The sequence below is a fragment of the Curtobacterium flaccumfaciens UCD-AKU genome (assembly GCF_000349565.1).
In the GTDB taxonomy this organism is placed as follows: domain Bacteria; phylum Actinomycetota; class Actinomycetes; order Actinomycetales; family Microbacteriaceae; genus Curtobacterium; species Curtobacterium poinsettiae.
The window spans coordinates 23861-35948 of record NZ_KB714629.1; the positions used below are offsets into that span (position 1 = coordinate 23861).

Annotated in this window: 11 protein-coding genes and 1 tRNA gene; 5 read left to right on the forward strand and 7 right to left on the reverse strand. The window is 71.1% G+C overall.

All coding sequences use genetic code 11. The annotated features are described in order from the left end of the window. Nucleotides 1-60: 60 nt before the first annotated feature. The 5 genes from H489_RS32335 to galU all read right to left on the reverse strand — a co-directional run bounded on the left by H489_RS32335 (nucleotide 61) and on the right by galU (nucleotide 4118). Nucleotides 61-888, reverse strand: a complete 828-nt coding sequence (locus H489_RS32335; protein WP_017887984.1) for a hypothetical protein — start codon at nucleotides 886-888, stop codon at nucleotides 61-63. Between the two features lie 215 nt (nucleotides 889-1103). After that, nucleotides 1104-1179 (reverse strand) — tRNA-Ala (locus tag H489_RS32340). A gap of 73 nt (nucleotides 1180-1252) precedes the next feature. After that, on the reverse strand, nucleotides 1253-2362 hold the full coding sequence (locus tag H489_RS32345; RefSeq protein ID WP_017887985.1) for a hypothetical protein: 1110 nt from the start codon (nucleotides 2360-2362) through the stop codon (nucleotides 1253-1255). A gap of 118 nt (nucleotides 2363-2480) precedes the next feature. After that, entirely contained in the window at nucleotides 2481-3140 is a 660-nt protein-coding gene (locus H489_RS32350) for a GNAT family N-acetyltransferase (RefSeq protein ID WP_017887986.1), read from the reverse strand. A gap of 87 nt (nucleotides 3141-3227) precedes the next feature. Then, nucleotides 3228-4118, reverse strand: a complete 891-nt coding sequence (galU, locus tag H489_RS32355) for a UTP--glucose-1-phosphate uridylyltransferase GalU (RefSeq protein ID WP_017887987.1) — start codon at nucleotides 4116-4118, stop codon at nucleotides 3228-3230. Between the two features lie 114 nt (nucleotides 4119-4232). Between galU and H489_RS32360 the strand changes: the two genes are divergently transcribed. The 3 genes from H489_RS32360 (at nucleotide 4233) to mscL (ending at nucleotide 5680) form a co-directional block, all read left to right on the forward strand. Next, a complete protein-coding gene (locus H489_RS32360; protein WP_017887988.1) occupies nucleotides 4233-4817 on the forward strand; it encodes a 5-formyltetrahydrofolate cyclo-ligase in 585 nt (194 codons plus the stop codon). Nucleotide 4818: 1 nt separating this feature from the next. Next, a complete protein-coding gene (locus tag H489_RS32365) occupies nucleotides 4819-5109 on the forward strand; it encodes an FmdB family zinc ribbon protein (RefSeq protein WP_017887989.1) in 291 nt (96 codons plus the stop codon). Between the two features lie 76 nt (nucleotides 5110-5185). Then, complete coding sequence (mscL, locus tag H489_RS32370) at nucleotides 5186-5680, forward strand: large conductance mechanosensitive channel protein MscL (protein ID WP_017887990.1); 495 nt, start codon at nucleotides 5186-5188, stop codon at nucleotides 5678-5680. Between the two features lie 106 nt (nucleotides 5681-5786). On the opposite strand, the gene H489_RS32375 is transcribed toward mscL, so the two are convergent. Next, complete coding sequence (locus H489_RS32375; RefSeq protein WP_017887991.1) at nucleotides 5787-6371, reverse strand: CDP-alcohol phosphatidyltransferase family protein; 585 nt, start codon at nucleotides 6369-6371, stop codon at nucleotides 5787-5789. Nucleotides 6372-6723: 352 nt separating this feature from the next. After that, nucleotides 6724-10551 carry an ATP-binding protein gene (locus H489_RS32385; protein WP_017887993.1) on the reverse strand — a complete coding sequence of 1276 codons (3828 nt, stop codon included), beginning with the start codon at nucleotides 10549-10551 and terminating at the stop codon, nucleotides 6724-6726. Nucleotides 10552-10694: 143 nt separating this feature from the next. On the opposite strand from H489_RS32385, the gene H489_RS32390 reads away from it, so the two are divergent. Then, nucleotides 10695-11567 (forward strand): HpcH/HpaI aldolase/citrate lyase family protein, encoded by an 873-nt coding sequence (locus tag H489_RS32390; protein ID WP_017887994.1) that lies wholly within the window; start codon nucleotides 10695-10697, stop codon nucleotides 11565-11567. A gap of 10 nt (nucleotides 11568-11577) precedes the next feature. After that, entirely contained in the window at nucleotides 11578-12045 is a 468-nt protein-coding gene (locus H489_RS32395) for a DUF6264 family protein (RefSeq protein WP_017887995.1), read from the forward strand. Nucleotides 12046-12088: the final 43 nt, after the last annotated feature.

Genomic DNA, 12088 nt, shown 5'->3' on the forward strand with positions numbered 1-12088 from the left:
GACGGGAGGCCCGCTGCCAGCTGGCAGCGGGCCTCCCGTCCGTCGGTCAGGTCAGGTCGATCAGGTGCAGGAGACGTTGCGGTCGATGGTGCCGGAGCCGTAGGGCACCTCGACCTGGACCATGGCGATGGTGCCGCCGGGAAGCGGCGTGCCGGAGCAGGCCTTCCGTGCCTTCGTCACCGTGCTCTTGCCGAGCGCGATCCAGTTCGAGCGGCCGTACAGCGGGCTGTTCGCCTTGACGGTGCCGGCGATGGTCTTCCACTGTGACCCAGTCGAGTACAGGCCGATCCGCTTCACGCCGGCGGTCTTGAGCCCGACGATCATGCCCTGCATCGCCGCACGGTTCTGCGCGGTGTCGCGCTGGTACGACAGACCCGTCTCGACGTCGATCCACCAGCGGTAGGCGGACGGGTTCGGGACCCCACGGCTCTGGACGTCGTCGTACCCGCGGGCGTAGCCGTACATGAACGAGCAGGCCAGGGTGAGCTGCTTCTTGCCGCTCTTGGTCACGCACGTGCCGAACGGGTTGGTGGGCACCGTGCCCTGGTAGCTGTTCGACGTCGGCCAGACCGAGGCCTGGAGCCCCGGGTTGGCGAACAGCGCGTACAGCTGGGTCTTCGGCTGGGCCGAACCGCCGACGGACTTCGATGCCCAGTCGAGCTGTTCGGCGAGGCACGGGTTCGTGGTGTTGCCGAGGGACTCGTTGACCCCGACGATGCCGAACGCCTGGTCGGTCGGCACCTGGCTGCCACACTGCGGCCAGGAGATGTCGACACCCAGCGGTGTGACCGCCGCGGACGCACCCGAGGACGGTCCGGCGACCGCGATGCCGGCGGCCACCACCACCGTGGTCGCGATGGTCGCGACGAGACGACTGATACGGAACATGCTCTCCCCCTGGTCGGGCCCGGTGGGCCGGCGACGCCCCTGCGGCGCACCGGGAGTCTAGGGCGATGCGTTGGACAACACACCACCCCGGTGCGTGAACTGTGTCGAACGATCCCCGTTGCTCGGCCTGTGGAGGAAGGTCTCACCGCACGCGCGCAGCAACGACAGAACGGCCCGGAACCTGTCGGTTCCGGGCCGTTCTCGTGGTTGCCACGTGGTGGAGCTAAGGGGATTCGAACCCCTGACCTTCTCATTGCGAACGAGACGCGCTACCAACTGCGCCATAGCCCCAAGTGCTCGACCACACTAGCACCCTCGTTCGGCCCAGCCGAAATCGCGCGTGGCCCGTCGGGCGTGCCGCGGGTCAGACCGCGCGGCGCCGTCGCATGATCGCGTCGAGGTCGGCCTGCTGGTACGCATCGTCGTCGAGGACCCCCATGCCGGCCCACTTGCTCGGCGGCCCGGCAGGCTCGTCGGTGGGAGCAGGAGCGGCTGGAGCAGGAGCGCCGGGAGCAACGCCGGCGGACGCGGCCGGGGCCCGGAGCCCGAGCCGCTCGGCGAGACGCCCCTGGTCGTGCGCGGACAGCGACGCCGCCGCTTCTTCGAGCTCGGGACGCATCCGGGACACGGTGGCGAGCGACGGGTCGGACTCCCCCGCACGGATCGCTGCAGCTTCGGCCTCGGCTTCCGCCTTGGCCGCGGCGACGCGCTCCTTCAGCCGGGCGGCGAGCTCGGCCGACGACTCGGGCGACGCGGCCGGCGCGGCCGGTCGCTCCACGTAGAGGGGCTTCGGCACGTGGTTCGGGGTCCACGAGCGGTCCTGCGTGGGCACAGCGGGCTGTTCCGTCGACAGGGGCGGCGCCGGGTCGGTCCACGCGGTGGACTGCCGGGAGGCGCGGGTCGCGCCCGTCTCGGCGGCCGCGAGACGCTGCTTCCGCGCCGTCGCCACCTGGTGCAGCTGGGCCAGGACCGCTGCGGACCCACCGGCGGCGACGAGGCCGGCGACACCGACGAGCCAGAGCGACGGCGATGCGATGAAGACCACGAGGGCGATGACGATGCCGAGCGTGCCGAACAGGGTCGCTCCGAGCCGGGAACGGCGCATCCGCATCGCGGTCAGGGCCGGCACGGCGGATGCCCGCTCGAGCACCGGGGCCTGCTCGGCGAGGCGGCGGGTGATCTCACGCTGCCGCGCGGCCTCGTGGGCCCGGACGATGGCGGTGCGCTTGGCCTCTTCGGACCGGGCGACGCGCTGCGCCTGGGCCAGTGACTTCGCGTTCATCTCGATGCGGACCTCGTCCGGCAGCTCGGCGGTCTGCGCGAGGATCCGGAGGGTCTGCTGCAGCCGGATGGCGTTCCGCTCGGTGGCCAGGTACTGGCGACGAGCGGCCCACGACGGCATCAGGTAGACGAGCCAGAGGACGGCCGCGACGAGCAGGACGATGCCGCCACCCCACGAGCCGATTCCTGCCATGCGAACACGGTAGGGGCGGCGGTTCCCCGGCCCCGTCATTGCCGGACGCGTGTTGCGCGTGTCGGGGCGGAATCCGTGGGAGGTGCGCCGCGCCTCCAGGCCCGTCAGGTGCAGCGCGTCAGATGCGCGGCGTCGTGTCCAGCGGCATCGCGGCCTCGTCGCGAGCGGCGAGCGGCACGGTCCCCACGCCCGGGGGCACCTGCCCCTGGACCCAGCGCTCGAGGACGCCACCGCGGACTTCTTCGGCCACCAGCGCGAAGCAGAAGTGGTCGCGCCAGTCCCCGTTGATGTGGATGTACCGGCGACGGAGTCCCTCGTACCGGAAGCCGAGCTTCTCGACGACCCGCAGGCTCGGGGCGTTCTCCGGACGGATGCAGATCTCGATCCGGTGCACGCCGAGCGAGCGGAAGCAGTGGTCGACGGCGAGGGCGACGGAGATCGGCGTCACGTTGTGGCCGGCGGCGTCCTCGACGACCCAGTAGCCGATCGAGGCGCTCGCGAGCGAGCCGTACGAGATGCCGGAGACGTTGAGCTGCCCGACGAAGCGGCCGTCGAGCTCCATCGCGAACGGCAGACCGAGTCCCGCGCGGGCGTTGGCCTGGAGCGCGCGGATGCTGCCACGGACGTCGGTGGAGACGTGTCCGGAGGGGTTCGTGGCTTCCCAGGTGCGGAGCCACGAGCGGTTCGTCGCGAGTGCCGCGTCGAGGTCGCGGGTGTCGCGGAGCCGGAGGGGCCGGATGGTGACCCGCCCGTGGGACAGGGTCGGGATCGTCGTCATCGCTGGGTTCCTCCGGGGTCCCGCCCCGGTGCGGGACGGGGTGTCCCGCTCGGGTCCGTGATCACCGGACCCGAGCGGGATGGCCGACTATTCGCCCGCGTTGAACTCCTTCAGCCACGACTTGAGGTCGGGGCCGAGGTCATCGCGGTCCGAGGCGAGCTGCACGATCGCCTTGATGTAGTCGAGTTTGTCACCGGTGTCGTACCGGCGTCCACGGAACACGACGCCGTACACGCCGCCGGTCCACTCTTCCGCGCTCGCCATCTTCATGAGCGCGTCGGTGAGCTGGATCTCGCCGCCCTTGCCCGGCTCCTGCTTCTCGAGGACGTCGAAGACCTCGGGACGGATGACGTAGCGGCCGATGATGGCCAGGTTCGAGGGCGCTTCGCCCTGCGGGGGCTTCTCGACGAGGCCGGTGATCTTCACCACGTCGTCGGTCTCGGTCGGCTCGACCGTGGCGATGCCGTACAGGTGCGTCTGCGACTCGGGGACCTCGAGCAGGGCCACGATGGTGGCGTTCTTCTCGCCCTGGACCTCGATCATGCGCTGGAGCAGCGGGTCACGGGCGTCGATGATGTCGTCACCGAGGAGCACGGCGAACGGCTCGCGGCCGACGTGCATCTTCGCGCGGAGCACCGCGTGGCCGAGGCCGAGCGGGTCACCCTGGCGCACGTAGTGCATGTCGGCGAGGTCCGTCGACTGGTTCACCTTCTGCAGCTTCTCGTGGTCGCCCTTCTTGCGGAGGGTCTCCTCGAGCTCCGACACGTGGTCGAAGTGGTTCTCGAGCGCGTTCTTGTTGCGCCCGGTGATCATCAGCACGTCGGTCAGCCCGGCACCGACAGCCTCTTCCACCACGTACTGGATGGCCGGCTTGTCGACGACGGGGAGCATCTCCTTCGGCATCGCCTTGGTCGCGGGGAGGAAGCGGGTACCCAGCCCTGCGGCCGGGATCACCGCCTTCGAAATCTGGAAGCCCATGGTCAGACCGTATCCGATCCCCCTTTCGAGGGCATGTCGTCGCTCCGGGGGACACGGGAGTGCGCGCGTTCCCGGCGGGAAGCCGCAACGACACCCCTCGGTAGACTCCTCGGCATGATCGCCGATCTCGGGAACGAGAAGCGCGCCCTGCGAGCCGAACTCCGGCAGCGGCGGCGCACCCGGACCACGACCGAACGCGACGCGGACACCGAGACCCTGACCGCGACCCTGCAGCGCTTCGTCGAGGAGCGCCAGGTGACGTCCATCGCCCTGTACCTGTCCGCGCCGGACGAGCCGAACGTCCGGCCGTTCCTGAACTGGGCCTTCGAGCAGGGCATCCGCGTGCTGCTGCCCGTCACCCGCGAGGACGGCCTGCTCGACTGGGCCGTGGGCGACGGTGAGAGCGAGACCGAGAGCCTGCTCGGCCTGCCCGAGGTCGTCGGTGAGGTCCTGTCCCCGCTCGCGATCAATGACGTCGACGCCATCCTCGCCCCCGCGGCGGCGGTGGGGCACGACGGGGTCCGCATGGGCTGGGGGCGCGGCTACTACGACAAGACCCTCGGGTCCATGGCGAACCGCCCGCCCGTCTATGCTGTGATCTTCGACGCGGAGTACCTCGACGAGGTCCCGCGCGAACCCCACGACGAACCCGTCGACGGCATCATCACGCCGTCACGCATCATCACGTTCCGGAGCTGATGTGCCCACCTACTCGTACCGCTGCACCGAGTGCGACAACGCGTTCGACATCAAGCAGTCGTTCTCCGACGCCACCCTGACGGAGTGCCCGGTCTGCGGCGGCGTCCTGCGCAAGGTGTTCTCCCCCATCGGCGTGACCTTCAACGGCGGTGGCTTCTACCGCACCGACTCCCGCCCGGCGCCGAAGGCCGAGGGGTCGTCGAGCGCCCCTGCGAAGTCGGAGCCGAAGAAGTCCGAGCCGGCGAAGAAGCCCGAGTCGAAGCCGAGCAGCTCGAAGTCCGCCGCGTCCTGACGCGGTCTGCGCTCTCCGGATACATTGGGCGCGTCGCCACTCGGCGGCCGTCCTCGACCCGGAAGGAGACCCTCGCATGAAGGGCTTCAAGGAGTTCCTGCTCCGCGGCAACGTCATCGACCTGGCCGTGGCAGTCGTCATCGGTGCGGCGTTCACCGCGATCGTCAGCACGATCGTCAGCGCCCTGATCAACCCGCTCATCGGTGCGGTGTTCAACGCCTCGAGCCTCGACAAAGCGCTCGTCTGGAGCATCCCGACGGTGTCCGGCGGCAGCGCCGACATCCTCTTCGGCGCGATCATCGGCGCGGTCATCAACTTCGTGATCGTCGCCGCGGTCGTGTACTTCGCGCTCGTCGTACCCGTGAACCACCTGAAGAAGGTGGCGTTCGAGCGCGTCAAGAACGACGAGGAGCAGACCCCGCAGGACGTGCCCCCGACCGACGTCGAAGTGCTGCTCGAGATCCGCGACCTGCTCCGCCCGCAGAACGGTGGCGCCGCGAGCACGGGGGCGCACATCGCCCCGTCGAACGCTCCCGAGGGGCCCGGCATCGGCGGCTCGACGAAGCTCTAGCCCCGGCGCACGACCGCGCTCGGACCCGCAAGACACCGGTGTTCCCGCTCTGCACACCCGCAAACCGCGGTGCGCAGCGTGAACACCGGTGTTTTGCGCTGGGGGGTCAGGCGGCGGAGACAGCCCGGCGCTTCGCGAACATCGCGACGGCGTACTGGGCGCCGGCGAGGACGTGCCCCGCGGTGCCGAGGTAGACGAAGACCAGGGCCACGACCCGGACCCACGGCGCGTTCTCGTCGACGGTGTGCACCGCGGAGAACAGCAGCACCGGCAGCCCGACGAACAGCAGTGCCGAGCGGATCTTGCCCGTCCACGTGACGTCGAGGTCCGGGTTGCCGTGGAACAGCACGCTCGACAGGACGACGAGCACCAGGTCGACGAGCACGACGACGGCCACCACCCACCAGGGCAGCAGGCCGACGAGCACCAGGGACAGCACGATCGCGATGATCGCCAGACGGTCGGCGACGGGGTCGGTCGCCTTGCCGAGCTTCGAGCCCTGGTCGAACTTCCGGGCGATGAAGCCGTCCGCCCAGTCGCTCACGCCGATCACGACGAGGGCGACGAGCGCCCACCCCGGGTGGCCGGCGACGACGAGGCCGATGAACACCGGGATCAGCACGAGGCGGAACAGCGTGATCAGGTTCGGCCAGGTCTGCCAGTCGGGGCGCTGCCGCGCGGTGTCAGTCATCACGGGCCAGGGTACCGGTTACCAGTGCGGCGGGACGTCGCGCCGGAGCTGGTCGTCGTTCTCACCGTCGCGGTGTCGCGCCGGTTCCGGCGGCGGCGCCGGGTCGTAGCCCGCCACCGGCTGGGTGGTGACGCGCCTGCGGCGCCGCACCGGGCCTCCCGACGGGTCGTCCGAGTCCGGTTGCGGAACCGCTGATCCGGGAGGCGCGGCTGACGACACGTCGTCGGCCCGCGTCCACGTGCCCACCAGCTGGTCCGTCTCCGGCGTCACCGGACCGGCGGGCCGCGAGGCCCGGCGGCTCATCGGCGGGCGGGGCCGACCGTGGACACGCGGGGATCGAGATCCTGCGTGCTCACCGGCGGGCGGGGATCGGTGGGATCGAGATCTCCTGCGTGGCACCGCGGTCGACCCCGAGCACGGACGCGACGGTGTCGGCGACGCGGTCCGGGTCGGAGAACAGCTGGAACGCGTGCACGCGCACGTAGTGCCAGCCGAGACGACGGAGCACCTCGGGACGCAGGCGCAGGGACTCGCGCAGCGACCCCTTCACCAGTGACGCGTCGGTCTCGATGGTGACGCACACCCCGCCGTGCGCGGCGACGAGGCCGAGCTTGCCACGGTGGCCGAGCGCGACCGGGATACCGCGCATCTCCAGGCGACGTGCCAGGTCGACGAGCAACGGGTCGGAGTCGTCCGGCACGTACTCGGCGGTCGTGCGGGCGCGCACCTCGGCCAGGATCTCGGCGAGGGCGATGGTGCCGTGGCCCATGCGCTCGGCCTCGATGTCGGACGGCTGGAAGCACGTCACGATGACCATCGAGCGACGGGCACGGGTCATCGCGACCGCGAGCAGCCGCTCGCCGCCGGGCTTGCCGAGCGGACCGAAGTCGCGCAGCACGCGGCCGTGCGGTGTGCGGCCGTACCCGATGGAGAACACGACACGGTCGCGGCTCTGCGCCACCGACTGCTCGAGCGTCGCCACGATGAACGGTTCGGCGCGGTCGCCGATGACGAACTCGGTCAGGTCCTTGTGGCCCTGGGCGGCGGTCAGCACGGCCTGCTCGACCCGCACGGCGTGCTTCGCCGACGCGGTGATGACCATGAGCGACTCGGTCGGGCGGGTGCGGGCGTGGTCGATGACGAGCCGGACCACGCGGTCCACCTCGGCGTCGACGCTCTCGACAGCACCGGACTCGGGGTCGGGGACGGCCTTGCCGTCGCTGACGTAGTCGAGCGCGATCGAGCCGTGGCCCAGGAACGAGCCGGCCCACGGCAGGGACTCGATCTTGCCGCCGTAGAAGCGACGGTTCACGAGCTCGGCCAGGTCCTCGCCGCCGGCGCGGTACGACCGCGACAGCGACAGGGTGGGCAGCAGGGTGGAGAGCTTCGCGAGTGCGGAGTCCGCGTGGAACGCGTCGAGCGTGCCCTCGTCGACCTGCAGCGCCCGGTGCTCGGGGTCCACGGCGATGCGGAACGGCGACGGTGTCTGGGTGACGGGGTCACCGAACACGACGGTCTGGCGGGCACGACGGACGGCACCGACGGTCTCGGCGATCGTCACGGCACCGGCGTCGACCAGGATCACGGTGTCGAACGGCATCGTGTCGGCGATCTGCGGCACCTCGTACGGGCTCGCGAGCCAGACGGGGGCGATCGACCGGGACAGGTGCGGTGCGGAGTCCTGCAGCAGGCGCGAGGTGATCGCGCCGTCACGCAGCTGCGTCTTGAGCGCCGTCGCTTCTTCCGGCCAGTCGACGAGACCGACCTTCCAGTTCTCGGCGAGCTGCCACGCCAGGCCCTGGGAGACCCCGGCCGCGTGGGCGTCGTCCACCAGGCGGAAGTCGGCCTCGACCCGGTCGAGCATGTCGGTGTTCGCGCCGAGCAGGGCCCGGTCGGACTCGAGCATGGTCTCGAGGGCGGACTGCCACCAGGCGAGCTCGAGCTCGGCCGGCACCTGCACGTCCGGCACGTGCCGGTTCGCCAGGTCGGTGATGAGCGGTTCGAGCTGCAGGTCACGCAGGGTCTGCATGAGCTCGGTGCGCTCCTGCAGGTTGTGCAGGACGTCGGACTCGGCGGCGAGCTCTGCGATGGTCGGGACGAGCTGGTCGACCGGGGTGTTCGCGAGCTGGCGGTCGCGCTCGGTGCGGCCCAGCGGCTCGTCGAGACGCGCGAGGTCCTCGGCGACGTTCGAGAACAGCACCTGCACGTCGGCGATGCCGGTCGGCACCTCGGGGTTCACGCCGGCGGCGACGTAGCGCTGCCAGAGCACGCGCTGCTGCTGGACGCGGGTCAGTGCCTCGTGCAGGTCGGACACGTGCACGCCCGGTCGGACGTACTCACGCGCGAGCTTCTTCAGCCGCCGACGGTTCGTGGACGACATCGGGGCGCCCTCGCCGCGGGGGGCGGTGGCGGCCACGAGCTCGGACACCGAGCGGTCGAACACCACCGGCAGGAAGCGGTCGAGCGTGTCGCGGATCTCGGTGAGCAGGCGCAGGTAGATGCCGAGCTCGTTGATCGTCGTGAACTGGCGCATGTGCGTCGTGCTCACCAGGTCGTGGGCACGGCGGAGCAGGGTCGGCAGGCCGTCGGCGTCCAGGTCCTTCGCGATGCGGTGCGCACGCTGCGCCCCGTCGCTCGAGGAGAACTTCGCGCCGTACCAGGGCGAGTCGTCGGGGCCGTAGCGGAACTCGCCGAGGTTCGCGGCGCTGACCATGGTCTCGGCGACGCGCGACCGGCCGTCGACCATCGAGGCCACGGACTGCTTCGACAGCCGGGCGGTCGTCGACGGGGCGACGGGCAGCAGCGACAGGCGCGACAGCTCCACCAGGCAGTCGAGCACCGAGACGCCGAAGTCGGGGTCCTTGCGGGTGAGCGAGCCGCGGTAGTCCTTCAGCACCTTGCGCAGGCGGACCAGGGCGTCGTCGACCTCACGGAGGTTCGGCCGCGCGGCCTTCTCGTTGCGGGCGATGGCACGGACCACGTCGCGGCGCAGGGTCGACGGCGTGACGGCGACCCCGGGCAGCTGGACCTCGCCGAAGCGTGCGGCGATGCCCCGAAGGGTGGCGCGGCGCGGGCTCACGACGAGCACGCGCTTGTTCGCCGCGACCAGGCCGCCCAGGGCGTTCACGATGGTCTGGGTGCCACCGGTGCCCGGCAGGGTCTTCACGACGATGGAGTTGCCGGCCGTGATCTGGGCGATCACGTTCTCCTGCTCGTCGTCGGCGTCGAGCAGCAGCGTGTCGGTCTCGGGGCTGCGCTCGTCCGACGGGGTCTGCTCGACGGGGTGGTAGGACTGCTCGACCTGCCACTTCGCGCTCGGGTTGCCGGCCAGGGCGTCCAGCACGGGGTGCGACAGGTCGCCGGTGTCCTCGACCATGCCGGTCGCGACCTCGGCGAAGGCGGACACCACGAGTCGGGCGTGCACCGAGAAGCCCGGGATGTGCGCGGTCAGCCCACGCAGCCGGTCGATGACGGGGTTCGGTGTGAACGAGCCGTCCTGCTGCGCGAGGGCCACGAAGGACTGCGCGTCGAGGATCACCCCGAACTGCTCGTGCAGGGCGTCGGCGAGGCCCGGGTTGAGCACCGGCTCGCCGAGCAGGCGCACCTCGAAGTCGCGTCCGTGCCGACGGATCGCCAGCGGTCGCAGGAGCACGGGGCCGCGGAACTGCTCGTCGCCGTGCTTCCAGTCGGCCATGCCGATGCCGAGCTTCACGGCGTCGATGCCGCGCACGGTGGCGAGCTCGGTGCCCTTCGCCTCGACGTGTCCGGCGGCCACGCGGGCGGCACGGAGCGCCACCTCGTCGCGGATCAGGCTGGACAGCAGGGTCGTCTTGCCGGTGATGAACTGCGCGAGACCACCTGGGTGGGTGGTCGACAGCTCGATGCGGGCGCGCGGGTGGTCGCTGAAGTGCGTGAGCGGGCTGGTGCCACCGACCCCGGTCAGCTGGGTGCGCCAGCCGTCCCACGTCGGTTCCGCCGCGTTGCCCGCCTGCAACCGCGGGTCGCCCAGGCTGATCGCCTGCGGGCTCGTCATCTGCAGCTCCGGGCGGAGCATGCGGTCCGGCTCGTCGTCGGTCCGTTCCTGGTCCACGTCCTGCTGCTCGTCTCGATCGTCGTCGGAGCGCGCGCGGGCACCCTCGACGGGGACGTCGTCGTTCACGTCGTCCTCACCGTCGGTCACCCTGTCCGCTCGCCACACATCCGACACTGTAGGCGGAACCGGACGGCCTCTCTGGCAATGAACCGAGGTTTCGGGGTTTCCGCATCGACGCGGCACGCGTCCGAGCGAGGCGTTCGTCCCCTCGGGTGTGGTACCAACGGGGCATGGCCATCGACGACCGCACCGCTCCGTCCGCCCCTACGCCGAACCGGCGTCGATCGGTCCCCGCCGAGATCTCACGCTCGTGGCTGCTCGTCTCCGGCACCGCGACCGATCGGTTCGACAAGTCCCAGCGGTCCCGCGCCGACCAGATCATCCTGGACATCGAGGACGCCGTCGACCCCGCCGCGAAGCCCTCGGCACGGCAGGGCGTCGCCGCCTGGCTGGCCGGCGGTGGCGAGGCCTGGGTGCGCATCAACGACGTCACGACGGACTTCTGGGCCGACGACGTCGAGGAGCTCCGTGGCCTGCCCGGGCTGCAGGGCGTCATGCTCGCCAAGACCGAGTCCCCCGCCCAGGTCACCGACACCTGGCACCGGCTCGGCGGCCAGACGCCGGTGATCGCCCTGGTCGAGTCGGCGCTCGGCATCGAGGAGTCCGTGTCGATCGCCAAGGCGCAGGGTGCGTTCCGCCTGGCCTTCGGGTCCGGCGACTACCGCCGCGACACCGGGACGAGCGCCGACACCCTCGCGATGGCGTACCCGCGGTCGAAGCTCGTCGTCGCCTCGCGCGTCGGCGACCTGCCCGGCCCGATCGACGGCCCCACGGTCGGGTCGTCGCACCCGATCCTCCGCGAGCAGTCGCAGGTCGCCGTGTCGCTCGGCCTCACCGGCAAGCTCTGCCTGGACACCGAGCAGCTCCCCGTCATCAACGAGGTCATCTCCCCCACCCCGACCGACGTCGCCTGGGCACAGGACTTCCTGGACGACTTCGAGGCCCGCGGCCGGGTCATCCGCGACGGTTCCGACCTGCCCCGACTCGGTCGGGCGCAGAAGATCCAGCGGCTCGCACAGGCGTTCGGGGTCGAGGCGCGGTAGGACTGCACGCATGACCTGGTCCAACGTCCCCGGCCCTCCGCAGCAGCCCTCCTCCGCCCCCACGGACGCGCAGCGCGCGGCGTGGGAGCGCGGCGGCACCACGTTGTTCCCGCCGGCGAAGCTCGCCGACCGGATCTCGACGGTCCTGCTCCTGGTGTTCGGTGCCGTCATGACCGCGATCACGGCGGTCGTCGGCATCATCGCGGTCGCCTCGGCCACGACGTCGTGCGACGCCTCGGCCGGGTGCTCGCCCGGCGGGTACTTCGGTGGCGCCGCCATCGCGGTCGGTGGCGCGTTCGTCATCGGGGTCGCCACGATCGTGCTGTCGATCGGCGCCTGGATCCGCCGCAAGCCGTCGTGGTGGATCGCCGCGATCGGCTTCGTGCTCGCGATCGTCGTCATCGCCTGGGGCGGCGTCGTGTTCGCGAACGCCGTCGACAGCGGTTCCGCCGCGTCGTCGGTGTCCGCCACCGCCTGACCGACACCACCCTTCCGACAGGACACGCGTCGATCGACGCGTG